The organism is Nonomuraea sp. NPDC049625 (assembly GCF_040675285.1).
Lineage (GTDB): Bacteria > Actinomycetota > Actinomycetes > Streptosporangiales > Streptosporangiaceae > Nonomuraea > Nonomuraea angiospora_A.
In genome coordinates this window covers 318253-342629 of sequence record NZ_JBFAOQ010000003.1, presented here as the reverse complement: position 1 = coordinate 342629, position 24377 = coordinate 318253, and the positions used below count along the sequence as shown (strand labels likewise).

Below are 24377 nucleotides of genomic sequence, written 5' to 3'. Positions count from 1 at the left end.
CCGTGCGAGGATGGGCCTCGTGCGACTCGTGGCGGCCTCGACGGCCCTCGTCCTCGTGACCCTCACCGCGTGCGCGCAGGAGCCCGCGCCGGCCCCGCTCGACCCCGTGGAGAGCGCCGCCCCGACGCCGGAGCCCACCGATACGCAGCCTCCGGAGCGCGGGGAGTTACGCTTCAAGCAGATCGCCAAGCTGGAGCAGCCGGTGGCGTTCGCCGTGCGCAAGGGCGACGACCGTCTCTACGTCGCCGAGCAGACCGGCAGGCTGCGCACCTCCGACGGAGACGTCGTGATCGACCTGTCCCGCGAGGTGAGCGGCGGCAACGAGCAGGGCCTGCTCGGCGTCGCGTTCCACCCCTCCGGCCGCTGGGTCTACCTCGACTGGACCGACGCGCGGGGCGACACCCACGTCACCGAATGGGCCTTCGACGGCTCCAGGGCCACGGCCAGGCGCGACGTGCTCACCCAGGACCAGCCCTACCCCAACCACAACGGCGGCCAGCTCGCCTTCGGCCCCGACGGCCACCTTTACATCGCGCTCGGCGACGGCGGCAGCGCCGGCGACCCCCAGGGCAACGGCCAGGACCTGACGACCCTGCTCGGCAAGATCCTGCGCATCGACCCGCGCGGCGGCCGGCCGTACAAGGTCCCGGAGGACAACCCGTTCGCCGACAAGAAAGGCGCAAAGCCCGAAATATGGGCTTACGGGCTTCGCAATCCCTGGCGGTTCGGCTTCGACCGCGGCACGGGAGACCTGTGGATCGGCGACGTCGGGCAGAACGCCTGGGAGGAGGTCGACCACCAGCCGGCCGGGTCACGGGGCGGTGAGAACTACGGCTGGAACGCCCGCGAGGGCAAGAGCCGCTTCCGGGGCGCGAAGGGCCGCGACATGGTCGACCCGGTGATCACGTATCCCCTGGAGGAGGGCGGGAACTGCTCCGTCATCGCCGGATATGTCTACCGCGGCGAGAAGATCCCCTGGCTGCGGGGCCGGTTCCTGTACGGAGACTTCTGCGCCGGCTGGATCAAGGCCGCACCGGCCGATGGGCCGACCGATGGGGCCGAGGTCGGGAGGGTCGAGCAGCTCTCGTCGTTCGGCGAGGGGCATGACGGCGAGCTGTACGCGCTCAGCCTGCGTGGTCCGATCTACCGGATCGAGCCTGCCTGACCCGCTCGATCAGCCCCTCGACCTGGTCGTTCAGCTTGCTGCCCCGGGCCCAGCCCGCGTAGAGGGTGAGGAAGACGACCACCTCGCGCAACTCGGTCTCGGTGAGCTCGCACGAGCGCAGCGCGGTGTCGAGATGGACGTCCGTCTGCTCGTGGAGTCCCTGGCCGACGAGCAGCCCGAGAAGGAGCAGGCGGCGCTCCCGCACCGACAGGACCGTCCTCGACCAGACCTCGGCGAACTGCCGTTCCGCCGTCATGCCGAAGGAGTCGACGGTCTCCATTGCGGGTTCTGACATTATGCGCTCCCGGGGCGGTCGGAAGGGATCCTCATATCTTTCGCTACTTCCCCAGATGAACCAATGGGGGTTGCATGAACGTTGTAGCCACCTGAACCGCCCCCAGGGTGACCCGCCACGGAGCGCTACGGACCGTGCACAATGCCTTAATTGATCTGTAACAAGTAAAGCCAAGGCACGGCCAAGATTTGGTCAAGATTTTTCCCTCCGCTTCGCGCTCATTGTGTCGGAAAGCGGGCACAACAACTCCGTTGGTCCGTAAAGCGGAGGTAAGCCCTGGTGAAAAAGGCACGGGGTTTGATCGCGGTCACGGTCGCGATCCTGATGCTGTCCGCGTGCGCCGGACAGCCCGAATTCCATTACGTACGCGACTCGGCGGGCACGACCTACTTCAAGGTGCCGTCCTCGTTCACGCAGCTCAACGCCGACCCCATTGAGCTGTACCTGTCCGGAGACCAGCCGAACTCGGTGGCGGCCCTCCTCCGGGCACAGCGGGTGTGGTCCACCGCGTTCGACCAGTCCGCGGAGCCGTCCGTCAACCACCTGCTGGGCTCGACGGAGCCGTTCGTCTACGCCACCGTGCACCAGCTCACGGAGGAGCAGCGGGACGCCATCTCACTGAACCGGCTGCGCGACTTCGTGCTGCCGGTGACCTCGCAGATGCGCGAGCTCTACGCGCAGCAGGCCATGGCGACAGGCCAGCCGTCGATGTTCAAGAACTTCGCGCTCCTCAACGACGAGGTCATGACGATGGACAACGGCGCGAGGGGAGTCCGGGTCCGCTTCGAATACCAGATCGGCGAGGACGTCCAGACGTTCGACCAGACCGCCATCCTCGACGAGAAGGGCGCCACGGTCTCCGTCATGCTCATCGGCTGCCAATCCGTCTGTTTCCGGAAGCGCGCCGCCGAGTTCGACAAGATCGAGAGTACGTTCAAGCTGCTCCGGCTGCCTGGATGAGGGAGCACCATTGACCACGACCAATCACCATGAAGGGCTGCGTGCCCCCGGCAGCGGGCCCTCCGACCCCGAATCCGTGACCAGAAAGAAGATGCAGTTCTGGGACCGGAGCAAATTCCTCATCGCCCTGGTGGTGGCCTTCCTCATCCTCACGTGGAAGGTGATGGCCGACTGGCAGGGCGTCGTCGCGTTCCCCGAGGCGGCCCAGAAGATCGCGTACGAATACCCATGGATCTTCTGGCTGCTCGGCGTGGAGGTCGTGCGGCAACTCCACTTCCTGGTCAGCGAGCACTGGTCGGCCTACCACCGCTTCTGGAGCCACCGGGTGTTCGGCGGGTTCGAGCGCTGGACGCACCGGCGGTTCGACGACTGGACGAGGTACCGGCTCTCGCGGGCGCTCAAGGTCACCTTCTTCGTGGTGCTGACGGCCCTGGTGCTGGGGGCGGTGCTGGACGTCAGCCCGTTCGTGGCGGTGATGCAGGCGCCGGCGCTGCTCTGGAACGCGATGCCGTTCCTGATCCAGATCGTCTTCCTGTTCTTCGTGGTCATCATCCAGTTCGTGGGCCTGTTCTGGTTCCTGTCCAGGGGCGGCGTGGAGACGTACTTCCCCGACGACATCAAGACCCGCTTCCACGACGTGTGGGGCCAGGACCACGTGGTCGAGCGCGTCCGGGAGAACATCGTCTTCCTCGAGCGCCCCGACGAGATCGAGCGGCGCGGCGGGTACGTCCCCAGCGGCCTGCTGCTGTGGGGGCCGCCGGGCACCGGCAAGACCCTCATGGCCGAGGCCGTCGCGGGTGAGACCGGCAAGCCGTACGTGTTCGTGGATCCGGGCGCGTTCACGAACATGTTCATGGGTGTCGGCATTCTCAAGGTCAAGGGGCTGTTCAGGAAGCTGCGCAAGCTGGCGCTCCGGTACGGCGGCGTGATCGTCTTCTTCGACGAGGCCGACTCGCTCGGCAAGCGCGGCCGCCTCGCCCAGCAGGGCCCGCCCGGGCAGGGCGGCTTCTCCGGCATGTCCGGCGTGAACGGCTGCCACGGGCTCAACTACCTGTCCGAGGAGACCCGCCAGGTGCTGGCCTTCCGGGCCGGGCGCGAGTCGCCCGACGAGCCGGGGCGGCGCAACCGGTTCTTCATGGGCGGCGGCATGAACGGCTCGGGCGACCCGGGCACGCTGCAGGCGCTGCTCACCGAGCTGTCCGGGCTCAAGAAGCCGCGCGGGTTCTTCAACCGGCTCGTCCGCCGGCTGCTCGGCATGCGGCCCAAGCCCCCGCCCAAGTACCGCATCCTCGTCATGATGGCCACGAACCGGCCCGACGCGCTCGACGAGGCGCTGCTGCGGCCGGGCCGCATCGACCGCATCTACAAGGTCGGCTACCCGTCCAAGGCCGGGCGGGTCCGCACGTACCAGGGCTATTTCGACAAGGTGTGGCACGAGCTCACCCCCGAGCAGATCGACAAGCTGGCCACGATCACCCCGTACGCCACCGGCGCCACGATCAAGGACCTGGTCAACGAGTCGCTGATCACCGCCATCAGGGACAGCCGCGAGGTCATCACCTGGTCGGACGTGCTGCGGGCCAAGCGGCTCAAGCAGCTCGGCCCGCCCGAGGACGTCGAGTACATCGAGCGCGAGCGGCACGCCGTGGCCGTGCACGAGGCCTGCCACGCCGTCGTGGCGTACGTGACCCGCTTCCACCTCGAGATCGACATCGCCACCATCGAGAAGGGCGCCGACTACCTGGGCATGGTCGCCTCGATCAAGCCCGAGGACCAGTTCACCCGGTGGAAGTCCGAGCACGAGGCCGACATCATGGTCTCCCTGGCCTCGCTGGCCGGCGAGCGGATGTTCTTCGGGGAGGACAACTCCTCCGGGGTCTCCGGCGACCTGTACTCGGCCACGTACCTGACCGCCATGATGGAGTCGTACTGGGGCATGGGCTCCGGCGTCACCTCGCTGCCGGCCCTCCAGGAGCTGGAGATCATGGGCGGCAAGGCCATGCGCAAGGCCCGTCCGGGCGCCGGCGGCGCGATCGGCATCACCGAGCGGGAGCCCGCCAGGAACCAGCCCGACCTGACCCCCGACGTGCTGGGGGAGCGGATCGAGTTCAACCTGGTGCGGCTGCTGGAGAAGACCGAGGAGCTGCTGCAGGAGCACCGCAGGGAGGTCCTCTGCGTGGCGCACGCGCTGGAGACGCACAAGACGCTCAACGGCGACGACGTGGTGGCCATCATCCGCCGGGAGCCCGGGCCGCTCATCGACGGCACGATCTACGCCTCCGACGAGCTCTGCCAGGAGCTGGAGGACTACCACCGCGACGCGGCCAGGGCCCACAAGGAGCACAGCCACATCGAGCGGGACCTTCCCGGGCCCGTGGAGGAGCCGGTCGAGCTGCAGCCGGTCGCCTACGGCGGTCCCGGCGTGCCGGCCGTCCAGCCGGCGTCCCCGGCGGCGCAGCCCTCGGTGATCCAGGCTCCGCCCCTCATCACGCACGAGGTGAACGGAGAGGCGGCCGAGCGCCCCGAGTTCGTGCCGTGGGCGGCGGCCTCATCGCCTCCCACGCCCGTGCCCGTCGTCGTGGGGACACCGACCGCCGCCGCGGTCCCGCCTCCTGCGCCGCGGCGCGCGGGCCGGGTCTGGCTGGTCGTCGCCAGCCTGCTCGGGCTCGTGGCGCTGTCCATCATCGCGGCGCTCGCGGTGACGGGTACGGTGGCGGGCGTCGGCACGAACGCGGCCACCTCGACCGTGGCCTCGCCGGGGTTGCTGCTCCTGCTGTTCGTCGTGGTGGTCGCGGTGATCGTGGGCGCCGGGCTCGCGCTCGTCGCGATCAAGGGGGTACGCGCCGCGCAGGCCAAGGCCGAACGCGAACGCGACCAGGCCCACGCCCGAGCCCAGCTCCTGGCGGCGGCGATGGATCCCGACACGGCGATGCGGCTGCTCGGCTACGACGGGAACGGGACGGAGGGCCGTACCTGACACGACGTCTCTGACCGCATGGCGTGGCGCCCTCGGCGCCACGCCATCTTTTACCTTTGGGTTGCCTGATTAACACGGCGTTCACATTCGGGCAAAAACCGGGAAACGGCCGTCCGTAAGACTCGGCGTGGCTGTGAACACCGTGAAGAAAAGGACCGCCGTGAGCTACAAGGCTGAGTACATCTGGATCGACGGCACCGAGCCCACGGCTCTGCTGCGCTCGAAGACGAGGATCCTCGCCGACGGGGCCGAGCCGCCGGTCTGGGGCTTCGACGGCTCCAGCACCAACCAGGCCGAGGGCCACTCGTCGGACCGCGTGCTCCGCCCGGTGTTCGTCTGCCCCGACCCGATTCGCGGCGGTGACAACGTCCTGGTCCTCTCCGAGGTCGAGGAGATCAACGGCGACGCGCACGTCAGCAACACCCGCGCTCTGCTCCGCCCGATCGCCGAGAAGTACGCCGCTCAGGAGTCCTGGTTCGGCATCGAGCAGGAGTACACCTTCTTCAAGGGCAGCCGCCCGCTCGGCTTCCCCGAGGGCGGCTTCCCCGCCCCGCAGGGCCCGTACTACTGCGGTGTCGGCGCCGACGCCATCTTCGGCCGCGAGATCGTCGAGCTCCACCTCGACCGCTGCCTCGCCGCCGGTCTGGCGATCTCCGGCATCAACGCCGAGGTCATGCCCGGCCAGTGGGAGTTCCAGGTGGGCCCGGCGGGCCCGCTCGAGGTCGCCGACCACCTGTGGGTGGCCCGCTGGCTGCTCTACCGGACCGCCGAGGAGTTCGGCGTCGAGGCCACCCTCGACGCCAAGCCCGCCCGCGGCGACTGGAACGGCGCCGGCGCGCACACCAACTTCTCGACCAAGGCCATGCGCGAGGGCTACGACGCCATCATCACCGCCTGCGAGGCGCTCGGTGAGGGCGACAAGCCGATGGAGCACATCACGCAGTACGGCGCGGGCGTCGAGAGCCGCCTGACCGGCGCCCACGAGACCGCCCCGTGGAACAAGTACAGCTACGGCGTGTCCAACCGCGGCGCGTCCGTGCGCATCCCGTGGCAGGTCGAGGTGGAGAAGAAGGGCTACATCGAGGACCGTCGCCCGAACGCCAACGTCGACCCGTACGTGGTCACCCGCCTGCTGGTGAACACCTGCTGCTCGGCCCTGGCGAAGGCCGGCCAGGTCTGACCCGCCCGCAAGCAATGAAGAACGGGCCCCTCGCCTCCGAGGGGCCCGTTCTCGCGTTTGATCACGGCAGGCGGAAGGCCAGGTCGGGCTCGATCTCGGCGACGTCCATCTGGGCCTTCTGCAGGCGGCCCGAATGGTCCCAGTTCATCGCCTGCCAGCGGGTGAACTGGTCGAGCACCCACATGCCGGACTGGCGGCTGCCGTTGCCGGACTTGCCGTTGCCGCCGAACGGGAGGTGGGCCTCGGCGCCCGAGGTCGAGTTGTTGACGCTGACCATGCCCGCCGAGATGCCCTCGCGGAAGCGGAAGGCGTGCTGCGGGTCGGTGGTGTAGATGGAGCTCGACAGGCCGTAGCCGGGCAGGTTGGCCAGCTCGATGGCCTCGTCGAGGGTGCTGAAGGTGGTGACGCCGACGATCGGGCCGAACGTCTCCTCCAGGAACAGGCGGTCGGTGGGCCGGACGCCGTCGACGACCACCGGGTGATAGTAGAGGCCCCTACCGCCGTCGAAGTCACGGCGCGGGTTATCCCCCGTAATTTTCCCGATATTTCCGGACACGACCTGGTGGTGGGGCTGGATCCAGGTCAGGTACTCCTCATACCGATCTGCGAACTTCTGGTCGAGCAGCGGGCCCGCCAGCACGTCCTCCTCGGGGTCGCCGATCCTGGCCTCGCCCACGGCCCGCGCGAACCGCTCCACGAACTCGTCGTGCACGCTCTCGTGCACGATCACCGTGCCCAGGCTGGTGCAGCGCTGACCGGCCGTACCGAAACCGGAGAACAGCGCGCCCTCCACGGCCAGGTCGAGGTCGGCGTCCGGCATGATCACCATCGGGTTCTTGCCGCCCAGCTCCAGGCAGGCCGACTGCAGGTGCCGCCCGGTCAGCTCGCCGATCTTCCGGCCCACCTCGCTGGAGCCGGTGAACCCGACCTTCTGCACGCTCCCCTCGCCGAGCGCCTGCTCCAGGCCCTCGTACGTCGCGGCGCCGTCGGCGAACACGATGTTCAGCACGCCGTCGGGCAGCCCGGCGGCCACGAAGAGCTGGTACATGGCGTGCGCGGAGGCGGCGGCGTACTCGGCGGGCTTCCAGACGACGGCGTTGCCGCAGAGCAGCGCCGGGACCAGGTACCACGAGGGGACGGCGACCGGGAAGTTGCCCGCGGTGATGACCGCCGCCACACCGATCGGGTTGCGGAACGTGAACAGGTTCTTGGCCGGCATCTCCGACGGGACCGTCTGCCCGTACAGCCTGCGGCCCTCGCCCAGGAAGAAGTCGCACGTGTCGACGATCTCCCGCACCTCGCCGAGGGCCTCGGCGTACGGCTTGCCGATCTCCTGCGTCACCAGGTGGGCCAGCCGCTCGGCGTTGGCCTCGACCAGCCGGCCGATGGAGGCGATCACCCGGCCGCGCACCGGCGCCGGCACCTTGGCCCACTCGCGCTGGGCCTCCTTGGCGGTGCGGCAGGCGGCCGCGAACGTGCCGGCGTCGGCCAGCCCGACGTGGGCCACGACCTCGCCGGGGCGCGCCGGGTTGGTCGACGGGTACGTGGTGGCGCTTCCCGTCTCCTTGCCACCCACGATGGAAACGATCTGACGGCTCACCGGTGTCCTCCTCGTAGTTCCTTCGGTCAGACAATCATCTCGCCGGAAAAAACCCAACCTGGAAAGAACCCAAGATGTCAGCCGCTCTCCTGGGCGAGTTTGCGCAGCTCCGGCCCGAACCTCGGGTGCGCGAGCGCGGCGGCGAACTGGGCCTTGAGGTAGTTGAGCGGCGAGCCCGTGTCCCACCAGGTGCCGTCGATCACCTGCCCGTACACCGGGTGGTCCGCGGCGTGCCGGTGCAGGGCGTCGGTGAGGTAGATCTCGCCCTGCGGGTTCTCCTGCCACCTGCGCGTCTGCTCGTGGAGCTCCTCGATGACGCCCGGGGTGACGACATATCCGCCGATGGCGGCGTACCGGGAGGGGGCCTGCTCGGGGGAGGGCTTCTCCACCAGCCCGGAGATCAGCAGGCGGCCGCCGCCGAGGTCCTCCTTGACGATCGGCACGCCGTACCGCGAGGCGTCCTCGACGGCCATCGGCATCAGGGCCAGCACGGGGGCGTGGGTGGCGTCGTACGCGGCCTTGAGCTGCTTGGCCCTGGGCACCTCGGCCACGAACACGTCGTCGGCCCACAGCACCATGAACGGCTCGTCGCCGATGACGCGGGCGGCGTTGAGCACGGGCGTGCCGTTGCCGTAGGGGCCGTTCTGGTACAGGTACGTGATGTGGGCCAGCGACGACAGCTCCGCCACCGCGTCGGCCAGGTCGTCCTTGCCCGCGGCGCGGAGCTGGAGCTCGAGGTCGGCGTCGGGGGCGAAGTGCCGCTGGATGAGGTCCTTGCGGGACGAGGTGACGATGGTGATCTCGTCGATGCCGGAGTCCACGAGCTCCCGGATGGTGTGCTCGATGACGGGCTTGTCGCCGATCGGCAGCATCTCCTTGGGCAGTGCCCTGGTCAGCGGCAGCAGCCGGGAGCCGAGGCCGGCCACGGGGATGACGGCTTTGTGGACCATGCGTCTCTCCTTGATCGTGCGGCTTGATCGTGCGGGGAGAGAGCCGACGTTACCCCAGCCGTTTTGGTGGGCGGCGAGGGGCCCGTCAAAGGCGCCGGATCTTGATCGTGCCGGGCAGCAGCTGCTCGTTCGCGACCCGCTGACCGGTCCTGAGGATCACGTTGAGGTCGGGGTTCCCGGCAAGAGGGCTGAGGTCGATCTCCTCTGCCGCGTCCAGGAGACGCAACGTCCGGAGCCGGGGAAGGCTCGCGAGCGGTGCGAGGTCGGGCAGCCGGTCGCAATGATCCACGCCCAACGTGACAAGGTGCTCATGGCCGCGGAGCGGAGTGAGATCCCCGATGTCGATGTTCCTCAGCCAGAGGCTGTGCAGGCGGAAGCGGTCGAGCTCCGCCAGGTCCAAGCGGGTGGGGCCGGTGAGCTGGAGCCTCGTCAGAGCAGGGGAGGACTGCGCCAGAGCGTCCAGGCAATCGCTGACCCCTGTGACGGAGGCCAACGACACCCAATCCAGGTCCCGCATTCCGGCGAACGCCGCCGGCGGGATGGGCAGGCGTTCGCGATGGAGAACCAGCTCACGCAGCTCGGTTTGCCGGGACAGCGGGCCCGCCCAGTCGGATTGGTCGTGCGCCGGAAGTTCCAGTCCGAGCGACTTCAGGCGCGGGATCCGGTCGAGGAAGGTCGGATCGTCGAACTCGACGTTCCAGAGCGTGAGATCGCTCAGTCGCGGAAGTTCGCCGAGAGCCTCCAAGCCCATGGGGCGTGACGTGTCGAGTGAGATAAAGAGGCGTTTCAGGGCAGGCAACGCCTCCACGTCCTTCAGGGAGTCCGTGGCGACGTCGCTCAGTTCCAGAGCCCTCAACTGCGGCACCTCTCGCAAGAAGCCGAGATCGGTGAGCCGTTCGTCCAGGTCGACGATCAAGGTCTCGGCCATCCGCAGGTGCGCCACACCGCGAAGGAGACGGCTGCTCGTGACCGTGACGCGGTCCGATTCAGCGAGCACACGTCGTGCGTAGACCTCGGCGTCGTAGTAATTCCAGCCCTCGTTGAGCTGCCTGCGGACCTCCCATCGCGGATCGGCCGCGTACCCCGCGAGCCTGTCCAGCGCCTCCGGGCCGTTGATCAACCAGGCGGTCCGTACCGTCATGGCCGCTCGGCGGTCGGTCAGGCCGGACAGATCGTCGGGCAGCCGCCGCAGGATCTCCTCGCCCACCGCCGCCAGCACGCCCGCCTCCACCTCCGAGCGCGGCGGGATCACCTCGGCCAGGCACGCCTCGATGCGGTCGCGCAGCTCCACCGGGAGCTCCTGGATCGTCTCCAGGCACCCCGCCACCAGCAGCCGCAGCCGCCGCGCGTGCGGCCCGCCCTGGTCGGCGCGGTCCAGCAGGCCCGCCAGCAGCTCCCTGCGCACGCGGCCGGTCGCGTGGCCGGCGGCCATCACCACGACCTCGCGCCACTGGTCGAGATGCGCGCGTTCGACCGCCGCCTCCACGTCCTCGTCCTCGTCCTCCACGAGCTGACCAGCCGCGAGGTACTCCTGCACCGTGCGGTGCGCGAAGTCGATGCGGCCCGGCACCGGCTCGCGCAGCACGCCGGACCGGCGGAGCAGGTGTTCGAGCACGTCGGCGGCCGGATACGGCATGCGGGTCATCAGGGCCAGCTTGCGTTCGACGCTCTTCAGCGCCGTGGCCTTCGACAGCTCCGACCGGCCCATGGACACCAGCCGCCAGGCGAGGTCGCGCAGGATCCAGACCTTCTGGTCGGGGTCCAGGGAGACCTCGTCGGTGATCCGGCGTTCGGCGTCCCGCCGTTCCAGCAGCAGGCTGAGCACCGCGTCGTAGAAGCCCATCCGGTTGCGCGGCAGCTGGGTGCGGCGGTCGAGGTTGAGCGCGCACAACATCGCGGCCAGCAGCGGCGTCGACGCCACGACCCCCAGGTGCGGGTTGGACTCCATGCGGGCCAGCAGCGCGACCTCGTAGCCCTCCAGCTCCTCGGGCGCGCACGGCAGGCTGGGGCAGTCGCGCATCGCCACGTGCCACTGCCGGATGAGCTCCCGCAGGTCGCCGGGCGTCATCGGCTCCAGCGTCGCCGCCGCGAACCCCTCGTCGGCCAGCCACCGCGCGTCCGCCGCGGTCGGCCGCGAGGTCACCACCACGCGCATCCCCGGGTACGCGGCCAGCAGCCGCGACAGCCACTCCCGGACGGCCGGGCGGTGCCGTACCAGCAGCTCGTCCACGCCGTCCACCAGCAGCAGCCCGCGGCCGGACTCCAGCACCCGCTCCACCCACCCGCGCGGCATGCGCCCGGAGACCTCCTGGGCGACGTCGTCCAGGAACGCGGACGGCGCGGGGAACCTGCCTCCGGCGTGGCTGCGGAGCTTGATCATCAGGGGGACGCAGCCGTTCCAGCCGGACAGGGCGCCGGAGAAGTCGCCGCGGGCCGCGGTGACGGCCAGCCAGCGCAGCAGCGTGCTCTTCCCCGAGCCCGCGTCGCCGCGCAGCAGCATGAGGCGTTCGCGGCCCAGCGCCGACTCGATGCGCTCGGTGCCGAGCTCTCCTGCGGGGCGGCCGGTGAGCGAGGCGACCGAGAGGCGTTCGGGGGCGCGGCGCCCGCGCTCGCCCGCCGAGACGTTGAGGCTGATGTAGGCGACGCTCAGCGACGTACGGGGCCGGTAGTTCTCCACCCGCACCCCGAACAGCTCCACCTCGTCCAGGGTGCGGCTGACGAAGCCGAGGTAGTGGCGCTGGAACGCGTCGTCGTCCTGGCGGCCCTCGGGCGCCTCCAGCGTTCGCAGGGGCATGCGGGTGAGCAGGCGTTCCATGCCCTCGGCCAGGCCGCTCAGCCGGGCCAGGCTCTCCGTGGCCGCCCGCGGCACGTACTGGGGGAGCTGGCGCATCATGCCCGTCAGGCACTCGACGCACTCGGCGAGCAGCACCCCGTACAGCTGGTCCTCCGCCTCCCCGAGCCGGGGCTCCGGCAGCCGCGAGATGACGCGCCCGGCGAGCTTGGCGGCGTCGGCGTCGGCCTCGAAGAGGGCGGCGTCGGACAGGTCCGCCTGCCGCAGGGCGTGGACCACCTCCAGCAGTACGGCGGCCCGCGCCTGCTCGTCCAGCCCGCGGAACTCCTGTTCCAGCAGCCGGGACAGCCGCCCCTCCACGGCCAGCGCGATGCCCTCGAGCTGGTTGTCGAACTTCCTGGGCGCCAGCCGGTCGCGGAAGCCGCCCTGGATGAGGTCCTTCAGCTCCGACCCCTGCTCCTTGCGCGCGGCCCGGGTGGCGAGCCACTCCCGCATGGCACGTTCGGCGATCGACTTGCCCGCGGCCGTCAGCGCCGCCTCAATGCCTGGCATGCCTCCCTATATACAGGCTTTGCTAAGCGGTGAAGTCGGCGAAATCGAAGCCTGGGGACACGACGCAGCTCACCAGTACCGCCTCGTCGGAGGCCGGGCGGGCCGACTGCCACACGCCGCCGGGCACGATCGCCTGGGGCACCTGACCCTTCTCCACGTCGGCCCCCAGCGTGACCACGGAGTCGCCGATCGTCAGGCTCAGCGGGCCGCCGCGGTGCCACAGCCAGACCTCGTCCGACCTGACCACGTGCGGCACCGACTCCTCGCCCGGCTGCAGCAGGAAGTAGATGCCCGTGGCGCTGGCCCGTGGCCCGGGGTAGCCGTCCGGGTGGAAGGTCACGGACGATCTCCACGTCTCCCTGAACCAGCCGCCTTCGGGGTGGGGGAGCAGGTCGAGGGCCGCGGCGACAGGCGGGCGCTCGACGAACGCCACGGGGGCGCCCGTCACGTCCCTGCGCAGGAAGAGGTTCCCGTCCAGGACGAGCTGCCCGTCGAGCGGGCTGGCCAGGGCCGCCGCCTCGTCGGGCACCTGGATGGACGGGCCGTCGGGGTAGGTTCGCAGCTCCACCTAGGAGAGTTTATGCCGATAAATCGGGACAAGATGGGTGGTTCATTTCCGGTCGATGGGCATCTCGCGGACGGGGCGCGAAATGTCGGTGGAGGTGGCTAGTCTGCGGCAGGTGATCGAACGGTGGAGCCGTGATCAGGTGCTCGCCCTGGCCCCGGACGCGGCGTCGCGGTCGGCTGCGCAGAAGGTGGCGGCGCCCGGGAAATGGTCGGCGTGCGGCACGACGGGCACGGTCGTGTACGGCGAGTGCGAGGGCAGCGGCGCCAGGCCCTACCTCGCCTGCGTCGATCTGACCGAGCCCGCCTACCGGTGCAGTTGCCCGAGCCGGAAGTTCCCGTGCAAGCACGCGCTCGGGCTGCTGCTCATGTGGGCGGCCGACGGGGTGCCCGTCGAGCAGGGCGCGCCGCAGTGGGTGACCGAGTGGGTGGAGGCGCGGGCCGAGCGCGCCGCCAAGGAAGCGGCCAAGATCGAGGAGGCGCGGACGAGGAAGGCCGCCGAGGTGTCCTCGGGGGAGGCCGACGGTGGGGCTCCCGGCGGTGGGGCTCCCGACGGTGGGGCTCCCGGCGATGGGGCTCACGGCGCCGGGCGGTCCGGTGGATCGTCGCGGTCGGGCGCGGAGTCCGTCCGCCACGGGCGCGTCGCCGCCGGACTGAGCGAGCTGGAGCGGTGGCTCGACGACCAGGTGCGGCAGGGGCTGGCGGGGGCCGCCGAGCACGAATGGGAAGGGCTGGCCAAGCGGCTCATCGACGCCCAGGCGCCCGGCGTGGCGGGGGTCGTCTCCAGGCTGGTCCGGGTCCGGGCGGACGACGACTGGCCGGGGCGGCTGCTGGAGGAATACGCGCTGATCCACCTGCTCGCCGTCGCCTATCGCCGGCGGGCGGAGCTGCCCGGGGCGCTGGCCGAGACCGTGCTGAGCCGGGTCGGTTTTCCGGTCCCCAAGGAGGAGGTGCTGGCCGGGGCCGCGGTGCGCGATCAGTGGGACGTGCTGGGCCGGCGGGACGAGGAGCAGGACCGGCTGACCTCCCGGCGCGTCTGGCTGCGGGGGCGGCGCAGCGGGCGGGCGGCTCTGGTGCTCTCGTTCGCGCCGCAGGGGCAGCCGCTGGACGCCTCCCTGGTCACGGGGACGACGATCGAGGCCGATCTCACGTACTACCCGGGCGCCGCCCCCCTGCGCGCGCTGGTCGCCACCCGGCACGGCCCCGGCGCGACCGACGCCATGCGGTCCGGCCCCGGCGCGGGCGGCGCCGCGTGGCCCGCCTCCGGGGCGGACGACGCTGCCCGGTACGGCTCCGGCGCGGGTGGCGCGGTCGCGGGGACGCCGCCTGGGGTGTCGCCGGAGCAGGCGCTCGACGAGGTGGCCGGGGTGCTGGGCGAGGATCCCTGGACCGAGTCGTGGCCGCTGGTGCTGGCCGGGGTGGTCCCGGGGCGCGACTCGATCGGCGGCCTGCCGCTGCATCGCGCGGCCCGCGACCCGTGGCGGCTGATCGCCGTCTCCGGGGGGCATCCGGTCACCGTGGCCGTCGAATGGACGCCGCGCGGGCTGCGGCCCCTGACCACCTGGGACGACGAAGGAACGGCGGTGATCCTGTGACGGGCTGGGAGGAGCTGGCCTCGACGGCGCTCGTGGGGACCGATCGCAGGCCGTACCAGGGCGACCTGCTCGATGCCGCCGCTGTGGAAGTGGCGCGGCGAAGGGCCGGCCGCAAGACCGGCGCGGCCGGGCCGCAGGAACAGGTGCCCAGCGCGGCCGAGCGACGGGAGCAGACGGCTGGCGCGGCTGAGCAGCGGGAGCCGCTGTCTGGCGCGGCCGGGCCGCAGGACGGGTCTTCCGCGGCGTCCCCCGAAGCCCAGGCTGCCCATGCCGAGGAGCGGGTGGCTGTGGGGAGGCGGGCGGCGGAGCGACTGGTGCGGATCATGGGCGGCGAGCACGAGCGGCTGCTGCCCGAATGGCTGGCCGCGGCCGCCGCCACCGGCCGGAGGGTGCCGCCGTACGTGCTGCCCGAGCTCCTGGAGAAAGGACGGCGGGATCGCTCGATCCGGGTGCACCTGGGGGTCCTGGCCGGGCAGCGGGGCCGATGGCTGGCCGGGCTCAATCCCGCCTGGGACTACCTCCTCGAGGAGCCGACCGGGGAGACGTGGGAGCTGGGCGGCGCCGCGGACCGGCGGGCGCACCTGCGTACGCTCAGGACGGCCGATCCCGAGCAGGCCAGGCGGCTGCTGGAGAGCACGTGGGAGCGCGAGACGCCCGACGACCGGGCCGAGTTCGTGGAGGTGCTGGCCGACGGGCTCAGCATGGAGGACGAGCCGTTCCTGGAGAGCGCGCTCGACGACCGCCGCCGGGAGGTGCGTCAGGCCGCCGCCAACCTCCTCACCCGCCTTCCCGGGTCGCGCATGTCCCAGCGCATGGCCGGAAGGGCGCGGGCCTGCGTGACCATCTCCCGGAAGGTCATCGCCGTCGACGCCCCCCACGACTGCGACAAGGCCATGGAACGCGACGGCATCCGTCCCAAACCGCCCAGGGGCATCGGCGAGCGGGCCTGGTGGCTGCAGCAGATCCTCGCCCGAGCCCCGTTGTCGATCTGGGGTCACCCGCCCGCGGCGCTGCTCACGATGAAGATCCCCGACTGGGACGCCGAGGTGAAGGCGGCCTGGGTGCGCGCCGCCGTGCTGCAGAAGGACCCGGAGTGGGCGCGGGCGATGTTCGGCTGGGACCCGATCGCCGACCTCCTGGAGTCCCTGCCGCCCGACGAGCAGCAGGAACTTGCCGCCGATTTCGTGAAAAAGCATGATCTGGACAGTCAGTTGATCATGGTGTTGGGCGGAGTGTCGTCCCACTGGCGCGAGGGCCTGGCCACGGCCGTCCTCCGCAAGATCGTGAAGGTGGCCACCACGCAGCCGTGGAACCTCGGCGAGCTGGTCAAGCTGGCCGGCGAGCGCATCGACCCGGCCCTGTTCCCGCTGGCGCTGAGCTACTCGCCCGTGGAGTCCGTCCAGCAGGTGGCCGCCCTGCTGCGTTTCCGTGCCGACATGTACAAGGAGCTTCACCCATGACCGTTCTGCGTCCGCACGCGGAAGACCAGTACGCCGAGGAGCTGGCCTTCCTGGCCAAGGACGACGACCGGCCCAGGCCGCCCGGCTGGAAGCTCTCCCCGTGGGCCGTGACCACGTACATCCTGGGCGACGGAGACCGCATCACCCCCAAATACGTGGGCGCGCGCCGCATCGTCGAGGTGGCCGTCGCCACGCTGGCCACCGACCGCGCGCTGCTGCTGCTCGGCGTGCCCGGCACGGCGAAGACCTGGCTGTCCGAACACCTGGCCGCCGCCATCAGCGGCGACTCCACGCTGCTCGTGCAGGGCACCGCGGGCACCGCCGAGGAGGCCATCCGCTACGGCTGGAATTACGCCAGGCTGCTGGCCGAGGGCCCCTCGATCGAGGCGCTGACCCCGTCGCCCGTGATGCGCGCGATGGCCGAGGGCCGGGTCGCCCGCGTCGAGGAGCTCACCCGCATGCCGTCCGACGTGCAAGACGCCCTGATCACCGTGCTGTCGGAGAAGACGCTGCCGATCCCCGAGCTCAACCGCGAGGTCCAGGCCGAGCGCGGCTTCAACGTGATCGCCACGGCCAACGACCGCGACCGGGGCGTCAACGAGCTGTCCAGCGCCCTGCGCCGCCGGTTCAACACGGTCGTGCTGCCGGTCCCGGCCACTGCCGAGGAGGAGGTCGACATCGTCGCGCGCCGCGTCACCCAGCTCGGCCGCGCCCTGGAGCTGCCGGAGACGACGACCGGGCTGGCCGAGATCCGGCGGGTGGTGACGGTGTTCCGCGAGCTGCGCACAGGCGTCACCGAGGACGGGCGCACCAAGGTCAAGTCGCCCAGCGGCACCCTGTCCACGGCCGAGGCCATCTCGGTGCTCACCAGCGGCATCGCCCTGGCGGCCCACTTCGGCGACGGCGTGCTGCGGCCCTCCGACGTGGCGGCCGGGATCGTGGGAGCCGTGGTCCAGGAGCCGGTCTCCGATCGGGTGGTGTGGCGCGAATACCTCGAGACGGTGGTGCGCGAGCGTTCCGACTGGCGCGACTTCTACCGCGCCTGCCGCGAGGTGTCATGAGCGAGCGCAGCGAGCGACCCATTGGACACAGTCGCGAAGTGCGCATGAGCGCCCTCCCGGTCCCCGGCGGCGCGGGCGGGCCGATCGTCTCGGTGCTCGGCGTGCGGCACCACGGGCCGGGCTCCGCGCGGGCCGTGCGGCAGGAGCTCGAACGCCTGCGCCCCGACGCCATCCTCATCGAGGGCCCGCCCGAGGCCGACCCGCTCGTCACGCTCGCGCCCGAGCTTGAGCCGCCCGTCGCGCTGCTGGCCCACGTGCCGGGGGCGCCGGCGCGGGCCGCGTTCTGGCCGTTCGCCGCGTTCTCGCCCGAATGGCAGGCCATCCTGTACGGCACCGCGGCCGGCGTCCCGGTGCGCTTCTGCGACCTCCCTGCGGCCCATTCGCTGGCCGAGGACGAAGATCGGGGCCAGACCGAGGACGAGGACCGGGGCGAGACCGGGGACGACGACCGGGGCGCAACGTCCGGCCTGCGGGCCGATCCCATCGGCTCGCTCGCCGCGGCCGCCGGATACGACGACCCCGAACGCTGGTGGGAGGACGTCGTCGAGCACCGCGGCGACACGCCCTTCGAGGTGATCGCCGAGGCCATGGCCGCCGTACGCGAGGGCTACGAGCCGGACGAGCGGGAGGCCAGGCGCGAGGCGTACATGCGTAAGACCCTCCGCGCGGCCCTCAAGGAGGGCTACGGGCGGATCGCGGTGATCTGCGGGGCCTGGCACGTCCCGGCGCTGACCGGCCCGCTCCCGCCCGCCGCCAGGGACAACGCCGTCCTGCGCGGGCTGCCCAAGATGAAGGCCGAGCTGACGTGGGTGCCGTGGACGTACGGGCGGCTGGCCTCGTGGAGCGGCTACGGCGCGGGGATCACCTCGCCCGGCTGGTACCACCACCTGTTCGGCGCGCCCGACCGGCCCGTGGAGCGGTGGCTGGCCGAGGCCGCCGCGGTGCTGCGCGACGAGGGGCTGGCCGTGTCGTCTGCGCACGTCATCGAGTCCGTACGCCTCGCGCACACCCTGGCCACGCTGCGCGGCAGGCCCCTGGCCGGGCTCGGCGAGGTCACCGAGGCGGCCAGGGCCGTGCTGTGCGAGGGCGACGACCTGGCCGTCGAGCTGATCCAGCGGCGCATGGTCGTCGGCGACCGGCTCGGCCAGGTCACCGACGGCACCCCGATGGTGCCGCTCCAGCGGGACCTGCGCGATCAGCAGCGGCGGCTGCGGCTCAGGCCGGAGGCGCTCGACCGCGAGATCGACCTCGACCTGCGCAAGCCGCTCGACCTCGACCGCAGCCACCTGCTCCACCGGCTCGGGCTGCTCGGCGTCGGCTGGGGCGCGCTGGGCGAGTCGCGCGGGAAGGGCACGTTCAGGGAGACGTGGACGCTGCGGTGGCGGCCCGAGCACGACCTGGCGCTCATCGAGCAGGCCGCGCTGGGCACCACCGTGGCCGGGGCGGCGGCGCAGCGGGCCAGGGACCTGGCCGCGACGGACCGGACGGCCCTGGCGGACCTGACCTCGCTGGTCGAGCAGTGCCTGCTGGCCGACCTGCCGCAGGCGCTGCCCGAAGTGCTGGCGGCGCTGTCGGCCAGGGCGGCGCTGGACACCGACGTGACGCACCTGATGGCGGCGCTGCCCGCGATGGTGCGCGCCCGCCGCTACGGCGACGTGCGCGGCACCTCGGCCGAGGGGCTGGCGGTGATCGTCCGTTCGATGCTGGAGCGGATCTGCGTCGGGCTGCCGGTCGCGGTGACGGGGCTGGACGAGGACGCGGCGGCCGGCCTGCTCAAACACGTGGACGCCGTACACGCGGCCGTCGCGCTCCTCGAGACGGAGGGCACCGGGGATGAGGTGTCGCCGCGGAGCCGGTGGCTGGTCACCCTGCGGGGCGTCAGCGACCGGCAGGACCTGCACGGGCTCATCGAGGGGCGGCTCACCAGGATCCTGCTGGACGCGGGGGAGCTCGACGACGCGGGCGACCGCATGGCCAGGGCGATGTCCAGGGGGCAGGTCCCGGTCAGGGCGGCGGCATGGGTCGAGGGGTTCCTGGCGGGCGGCGGGCTGCTGCTGGTGCACGATCCGCGGCTGCTGAGCCTGGTGGACGGGTGGCTCACGGGGCTGTCCGGCGATCAGTTCACCGACGTGCTGCCGCTGCTGCGCCGTACGTTCGGCGGGTTCGCCGCGCCCGAGCGCAGGGCGATCGGGGAGCGCGTCCGCTCGGCCGGGAGCGGCGCGCGGGAAGGGCAGCGGCAGGACGTGGACGAGCGGCGCGCGGCGGCGGCCGTGGCGACCGTGCTCGCGATCCTCGGAAAGGATGACGGATGACCGACGACGAGCGCCTGCGCAGGTGGCGGCTGGTGCTGGGCGGCGGCGACGCCGACGGCACCGGGCTCGGGCTGGAGGGCCTGGACGCGCGGATGGACGCCGCGCTGTCGGCCGTCTACGACCAGGGCGGAAGGGAGGGCGGAAGGGAGGGCGGGCTCGGCGCGTCCGCGCCCCGGGTGGCCCGCTGGCTCGGCGACATCCGCTCGTACTTCCCCTCCACGGTCGTCCAGGTCATGCAGAAGGACGCCATCGAGACGCTCAACCTCACCAGGCTCCTCCTGGAGCCCGAGATGCTGGAGGCGGTCGAGCCGGACGTGCACCTCGTCGGCACGCTGCTCGCGCTCAACCGCGTCATGCCCGACCAGGCCCGCGAGTCGGCCAGGGCCGTGGTGCGCAAGGTGGTGGACGAGCTCGAACGCAGGCTGGCCCAGAAGACCAGGGCCGCCGTGACCGGCGCGCTCGACCGTTCGGCCAGGACGCACCGCCCCAAGCGGGTGGCCGACATCGACTGGGATCGGACGATCAGGGCCAATCTCAAGAACTACCTGCCGGAGAAGAACACCGTCGTCCCCTCGCGGCTCGTCGGCTACGCCCGCAGGCAGCGGTCGGTGCAGCGCGAGGTGGTGCTCTGCATCGACCAGAGCGGGTCGATGGCGGCCTCGGTGGTCTATTCGAGCGTGTTCGGGGCGGTGCTGGCCTCGACGAGGTCGCTCAAGACGTCCCTGGTGGTGTTCGACACGGCGGTGGTGGACCTCACCGACCAGCTGCACGACCCGGTGGAGCTGCTGTTCGGCACCCAGCTCGGGGGCGGCACCGACATCAACCGGGCCATCGCCTACTGCCAGGGTCTCATCACGCGGCCCACCGATTCGATCTTCATCCTGATCAGCGATCTCTACGAGGGCGGCGTCAGGGAGGAGATGCTGCGCCGGGTGGCCGCGATGACGCAGGCCGGCGTCCAGGCGATCGTGCTGCTGGCGCTCTCCGACGAGGGCGCGCCGTTCTACGACCACGAGAACGCCGCCGCGCTGGCCGCGATGGGCGTACCCGCCTTCGCGTGCACGCCCGATGCCTTCCCCGACCTGATGGCGGCCGCGATCGAGCGGCGCGACATCGCGCAGTGGGCCGAGCGTCACCTCGCGGTGTGAGCCGTCAAGCGGCCGGTTCACCGTGCGCCCCGCCACGGGCGTCAGTGGCCGGACTCGCCCGGCCTGGCCTTGCGGGGCAGTAGGTAGGACAGGGCGAACGTCAGGACCAGCAGCCCGACCTCGACCCACACGGTGACCTGCATCGACGAGCCGAAGCTCCACTGGCGCGCCAGCAGGTTGAAGAACAGCGTCCCCAGCACGGCGGTGCCGAGCGCGCCGCCGAGCTGCTGGATCGCGGTCAGGGTGCCGGAGGCCGACCCCGACTCGTGCGGCTCGACGCCGGCGAGCACGATGTCGAAGAACGGCGCCATGGTCAGGCCCATCCCGATGCCGACGAAGGCGAGGCTGGGAGCCAGCTGCCAGCCGCTGACGTCGACCCCGGCCAGGTGGATGGTCAGGGCGAGCGCGGCCGCGCCCGCGGCCATGACGGCGGTGCCGATCTGCAGCAGGCCGCGGCCCAGCTTCTCCTGCAGGCCGGACATCGCCAGCCCGAAGCCGACGACGCCGCCGAGCGCCTGCGGCAACCCGGTGAGACCGGCCTCGAGCGGCGTGAAGCCGAGGCCGAGCTGGGTGTAGAGGTTGAAGACGAGGCCGAGGCCCATCATGCCGGAGAAGAAGGCCAGGCCGGCGACCAGACCGCCGGTGAAGGCGCGCTTGCGGAAGAGCCCGGGCGTGACCAGCGGGTCCTTGCCGGACCTGGCGCGGCGGGACTCGTACCGGGCGAAGATCGCGAACATCACGATCGAGGCCGCCATGGACACGAACGTCCACACGGGCCAGCCCAGCTCGCGGCCCTGGATGAGCGGGTAGATCAGCAGGAACGAGGCCAGGGAGACGAGGAAGACGCCGACGAGGTCGAGCCTGGTGGCGTTCGAGAGACGGTACTCGGGCAGGAAACGCATGCCGGCCAGCGCGGCGGCCAGGCCGAGCGGCAGGTTGATCAGGAAGATCATGCGCCAGCCCGTGCCGAAGAAGTCGGCGTCGACCAGCCAGCCGGCCAGCACGGGACCGCCCACGGACGAGATCGTCATGACCGGGCCGAACATGCCGAAAGCCTTGCCCAGGTCCTGCGGCGGGAACATCTCCTTGATCAGCCCCAGGCCCTGCGGGAGCATGACGGCCCCGAACAGGCCCTGCAGCACCCGGCTCCCGATCAGCATCTCCGGGCTCATCGCGACCCCGCACAGCAGCGAGGCGGCGGTGAAGCCCAGCGCGCCGATCACGAACATGCGCTTCCTGCCGAACAGGTCGCCGAGGCGCCCGCCGGTGATCAGGCCGACGGCCATGGCCAGGGTGTATCCGGCGCCGAGCCACTGCACGATGCTGTCGCTGCCGCCCAGCTCCTTCTGGATCGTGGGGGCGGCGATCGTGGTGACGAGCGCGTCGAGCAGATCCATGACCTCGGCGGCCAGGATCACGAACAGTGCGACCCAGCGCCAGCGGTAGGGCTGGGTCTCGGTCGTCGCCGCTGAGGCGGTGACTGTCATGGGGGGCTCCTTAAAAACGGTGTTCTATTAACGAACGCTGTTCGCTACGAACACCGTTTTAGTGGCGAACAGCGTTCGTGTCAAGTACAGTGTTCGTATGGCAACCGAGGACGTCCCGCTCCCCCCGTGGCGTAAGTCGCGCAAGCCGGCTCAGCTCAGGCGGCAGCTCAGCCAGGATCTGATCGTCGAGGCCGGGCTGCGGATCCTCGACGCCGAAGGGCTCGACGCGCTGAGCATGAGACGCGTGGCCCAGGAGTTCGACACCGGGCCCGCCTCCCTCTACGCGCACGTGGCGAACAAGGACGAGCTGCTGGAGCTGGTCTACGACCGGGTGCTCAGCGAGATCCGGCTGCCCGAGCGCGATCCGGGCCGCTGGAAGGAGCAGCTGCGGGAGTACATGGTGGAGGTGCACCGGGTGCTGGAGAAACACGCCGACCTGGCCCGGGTGGCGCTGGCCAACATCCCCACGGGGGAGAACTCGATCCGCATGGGCGAGTTCGTCTTCGGCCTGCTGATCGAGGCCGGCATGTCGCCGAGGGACGCGTCCCTGTCGATGGACCGGATCTCCCTGTACGTCGTCAGCGACGCGTACGAGGGCTCCGTCCACTTCGCCAGGATGCGCGCGGCCGGCATGACCGACCCGCAGGAGTACTTCGAGTCCTTCATCGGGCAGATCGCCGGCTACTACCGGGCGCTGCCGGCGGCGCGGTTCCCGCACATGACCAAGTTCGTGGACGACCTGGTCGCCGACGACGGCGAGCAGCGCTTCCGGTACGGTCTCGAGCTGCTCCTCGACGGCATCGAGGCCCGCATGCCCCGCACGCCCTAGGCCCAATTGCCGAGGGCGGCCTAGGACCCCCGCCGGAGGTGCTGACGTGGGGGTCAGCCATACCTTGCCCGGTATGACGATGACGGTTGAGAGATCCGCGGCGGGCGTGGTGTCGCCGCAGTACCGGGCGATCAGCATCGGGCTGGTCGCGCTGGTCATGCTGGTGGCCTTCGAGGCGATGGCGGTGGCCACGGCGATGCCCGTGGTGGCCCGCGAGCTGGGCGGGATGCACCTGTACAACCTGGCCTTCAGCGCCACCCTGGCGGCCAGCGTGATCGCGACGGTCCTGGGCGGGAGGTGGAGCGACGTGCGCGGCCCGCTGCAGCCGATCGCGGCCGGCGTGGCGGGCTTCGTGGCCGGGCTGCTGCTGGCCGGGTTCGCGCCGAACATGGAGGTGTTCGTCGCGGGCCGGTTCGTGCAGGGCCTCGGGGCGGGATTGATCCAGGTATCGCTGTACGTGCTGGTCGCCCGGGTCTATCCGGGAGCCATGCATCCCAAGGTGTTCGCCCTGTTCTCGGCGGCCTGGGTGGTGCCGTCCATGGTCGGCCCGGCCATCGCCGGGTTCGTGGCCCAGAACATCGACTGGCGGTGGATCTTCATCGGCGTCTCCTTGATCGTCATCCCGTCGGCGCTGCTGCTCTGGCGCGGCACCGCGGGGCGTGAGGTGAGCGACGGCATCGCCGCGCCCGCCCCCGGCCTCGGCCGCAAGCTCGTCTGGGCCACGCTGACCGCCGTGGCCGCCGCCCTGATCCAGTACGGCAGCGCGCTCGGGCTCGCCGGCCTGCCCCTGCTCCTCGCGGGGATCGTCCTGCTGGCCGTGGCCCTGCCCAGGCTGCTGCTGCCCGGCTCGCTCAGGGCCGCCCCCGGCCTGCCGACCGCGCCCGTGCTGCGCGGCCTGGCCTTCGGCTCGCTGACTGCCGCCGAGGTGCTGATCCCGCTCATGCTGATCAACGAGCGCGGCCTGACCCCCACCGGCGCGGGCCTCGTGCTCACCGTCGGCGCCCTGGGCTGGTCCACCGGCTCCTGGATCAAGGGCCGCGGCACGATCGGCCACCTGGCCGCCATCCGCGGCGGCGCCGCCATGATCACCATCGGCATCGCGCTGATGACGCTTGTGCTCATCGACTCCCTGCCGCTCGCGCTCGCGTTCGTGGCGATGACGATCGCCGGGCTCGGCATCGGCGCGCTGCACCCGACGGTGTCCGTACTGGTGCTGGAGATGTCCAAGGAGGGCGAGGAGGGCCAGAACAGCGCGGCGGTCGGCGTGGGCGAGTCGGTCTTCACCGTGGTGGCCGTCGCGATCAGCGGCGCCCTGTTCACCGCCACCGCCGAGAACTACGCGATCGGCCTGTCCTTCACCGCCGTGCTCGCGGCCGTGGCCTTTCTGCTGGCCCCCCGTTTTGCCCAGTCCCGTACAGCAGGCACTATGGAGGGAGCCGCGTCATAAAAGG

Annotated in this window: 17 protein-coding genes; 11 read left to right on the top strand and 6 right to left on the bottom strand. The window is 71.2% G+C overall.

The window, feature by feature from the left end; translation table 11 throughout:
* Nucleotides 1-19: 19 nt before the first annotated feature.
* Nucleotides 20-1165 (top strand): PQQ-dependent sugar dehydrogenase, encoded by a 1146-nt coding sequence (locus tag AB0J87_RS15020; RefSeq protein ID WP_363965576.1) that lies wholly within the window; start codon nt 20-22, stop codon nt 1163-1165.
* Here AB0J87_RS15020 and AB0J87_RS15015 read toward each other — a convergent pair.
* Nucleotides 1125-1460 (bottom strand): carboxymuconolactone decarboxylase family protein, encoded by a 336-nt coding sequence (locus AB0J87_RS15015; RefSeq protein WP_350722421.1) that lies wholly within the window; start codon nt 1458-1460, stop codon nt 1125-1127. The two genes, AB0J87_RS15020 and AB0J87_RS15015, sit on opposite strands and share 41 nt — an antisense overlap.
* A gap of 279 nt (nt 1461-1739) precedes the next feature.
* On the opposite strand from AB0J87_RS15015, the gene AB0J87_RS15010 reads away from it, so the two are divergent.
* From AB0J87_RS15010 to glnII, 3 genes are all read left to right on the top strand, one after another.
* A complete protein-coding gene (locus AB0J87_RS15010; RefSeq protein ID WP_355194751.1) occupies nt 1740-2420 on the top strand; it encodes a hypothetical protein in 681 nt (226 codons plus the stop codon).
* A 10-nt stretch (nt 2421-2430) separates the two neighbouring features.
* Nucleotides 2431-5397, top strand: coding sequence for an AAA family ATPase (locus AB0J87_RS15005; RefSeq protein WP_363965574.1), 2967 nt, complete (start codon nt 2431-2433; stop codon nt 5395-5397).
* 160 nt (nt 5398-5557) lie between these two features.
* Nucleotides 5558-6577, top strand: coding sequence for a glutamine synthetase (gene glnII, locus AB0J87_RS15000; RefSeq protein ID WP_350722416.1), 1020 nt, complete (start codon nt 5558-5560; stop codon nt 6575-6577).
* A gap of 61 nt (nt 6578-6638) precedes the next feature.
* On the opposite strand, the gene AB0J87_RS14995 is transcribed toward glnII, so the two are convergent.
* From AB0J87_RS14995 to AB0J87_RS14980, 4 genes are all read right to left on the bottom strand, one after another.
* A complete protein-coding gene (locus AB0J87_RS14995; RefSeq protein WP_363965571.1) occupies nt 6639-8177 on the bottom strand; it encodes an aldehyde dehydrogenase family protein in 1539 nt (512 codons plus the stop codon).
* 77 nt (nt 8178-8254) lie between these two features.
* Entirely contained in the window at nt 8255-9127 is an 873-nt protein-coding gene (locus AB0J87_RS14990; RefSeq protein ID WP_350722412.1) for a UTP--glucose-1-phosphate uridylyltransferase, read from the bottom strand.
* 85 nt (nt 9128-9212) lie between these two features.
* Entirely contained in the window at nt 9213-12470 is a 3258-nt protein-coding gene (locus AB0J87_RS14985) for an NACHT domain-containing protein (protein ID WP_363965569.1), read from the bottom strand.
* A gap of 22 nt (nt 12471-12492) precedes the next feature.
* A complete protein-coding gene (locus AB0J87_RS14980; RefSeq protein ID WP_355194760.1) occupies nt 12493-13038 on the bottom strand; it encodes a cupin domain-containing protein in 546 nt (181 codons plus the stop codon).
* Nucleotides 13039-13150: 112 nt separating this feature from the next.
* Between AB0J87_RS14980 and AB0J87_RS14975 the strand changes: the two genes are divergently transcribed.
* From AB0J87_RS14975 to AB0J87_RS14955, 5 genes are read left to right on the top strand one after another with little or no spacing between them, the layout of a single operon-like run.
* Nucleotides 13151-14629 carry an SWIM zinc finger family protein gene (locus AB0J87_RS14975; RefSeq protein ID WP_363965567.1) on the top strand — a complete coding sequence of 493 codons (1479 nt, stop codon included), beginning with the start codon at nt 13151-13153 and terminating at the stop codon, nt 14627-14629.
* Nucleotides 14626-16089 (top strand): DUF5691 domain-containing protein, encoded by a 1464-nt coding sequence (locus tag AB0J87_RS14970; RefSeq protein WP_363965565.1) that lies wholly within the window; start codon nt 14626-14628, stop codon nt 16087-16089. The genes AB0J87_RS14975 and AB0J87_RS14970 overlap by 4 nt, the downstream gene beginning before the upstream one ends.
* The gene (locus AB0J87_RS14965; RefSeq protein ID WP_192786357.1) at nt 16086-17150 is read left to right on the top strand and encodes an AAA family ATPase; all 1065 of its coding nucleotides are present in this window, start codon (nt 16086-16088) and stop codon (nt 17148-17150) included. The genes AB0J87_RS14970 and AB0J87_RS14965 overlap by 4 nt, the downstream gene beginning before the upstream one ends.
* Nucleotides 17151-17194: 44 nt before the next feature.
* Nucleotides 17195-19462: a DUF5682 family protein gene (locus AB0J87_RS14960; protein ID WP_363965562.1), complete on the top strand. Its 2268-nt coding sequence runs from the start codon at nt 17195-17197 to the stop codon at nt 19460-19462.
* A complete protein-coding gene (locus AB0J87_RS14955) occupies nt 19459-20610 on the top strand; it encodes a VWA domain-containing protein (RefSeq protein WP_363965560.1) in 1152 nt (383 codons plus the stop codon). Before AB0J87_RS14960 ends, AB0J87_RS14955 begins: the two co-directional genes overlap by 4 nt.
* Nucleotides 20611-20651: 41 nt before the next feature.
* Here the strand turns inward: AB0J87_RS14955 and AB0J87_RS14950 are convergent, their stop codons facing one another.
* Nucleotides 20652-22097, bottom strand: a complete 1446-nt coding sequence (locus AB0J87_RS14950) for an MFS transporter (protein WP_363965558.1) — start codon at nt 22095-22097, stop codon at nt 20652-20654.
* A gap of 97 nt (nt 22098-22194) precedes the next feature.
* Here AB0J87_RS14950 and AB0J87_RS14945 point away from each other — a divergent pair, with 97 nt between their 5' ends.
* Both AB0J87_RS14945 and AB0J87_RS14940 read left to right on the top strand, forming a co-directional pair.
* A complete protein-coding gene (locus AB0J87_RS14945) occupies nt 22195-22926 on the top strand; it encodes a TetR/AcrR family transcriptional regulator (RefSeq protein WP_363965556.1) in 732 nt (243 codons plus the stop codon).
* 73 nt (nt 22927-22999) lie between these two features.
* The gene (locus AB0J87_RS14940) at nt 23000-24373 is read left to right on the top strand and encodes an MFS transporter (RefSeq protein ID WP_363965554.1); all 1374 of its coding nucleotides are present in this window, start codon (nt 23000-23002) and stop codon (nt 24371-24373) included.
* Nucleotides 24374-24377 lie beyond the last annotated feature (4 nt).

Coding starts and splice junctions, on each gene's coding strand:
- AB0J87_RS15015 (WP_350722421.1), bottom strand. CDS start 1,460: ATGTCAGAACCCGCAATGGAGACCGTCGACTCCTTCGGCATGACGGCG.
- AB0J87_RS14985 (WP_363965569.1), bottom strand. CDS start 12,470: ATGCCAGGCATTGAGGCGGCGCTGACGGCCGCGGGCAAGTCGATCGCC.
- AB0J87_RS14955 (WP_363965560.1), top strand. CDS start 19,459: ATGACCGACGACGAGCGCCTGCGCAGGTGGCGGCTGGTGCTGGGCGGC.
- AB0J87_RS14950 (WP_363965558.1), bottom strand. CDS start 22,097: ATGACAGTCACCGCCTCAGCGGCGACGACCGAGACCCAGCCCTACCGC.
- AB0J87_RS14990 (WP_350722412.1), bottom strand. CDS start 9,127: ATGGTCCACAAAGCCGTCATCCCCGTGGCCGGCCTCGGCTCCCGGCTG.
- AB0J87_RS14965 (WP_192786357.1), top strand. CDS start 16,086: ATGACCGTTCTGCGTCCGCACGCGGAAGACCAGTACGCCGAGGAGCTG.
- AB0J87_RS14960 (WP_363965562.1), top strand. CDS start 17,195: ATGAGCGCCCTCCCGGTCCCCGGCGGCGCGGGCGGGCCGATCGTCTCG.
- AB0J87_RS14945 (WP_363965556.1), top strand. CDS start 22,195: ATGGCAACCGAGGACGTCCCGCTCCCCCCGTGGCGTAAGTCGCGCAAG.
- AB0J87_RS14940 (WP_363965554.1), top strand. CDS start 23,000: ATGACGATGACGGTTGAGAGATCCGCGGCGGGCGTGGTGTCGCCGCAG.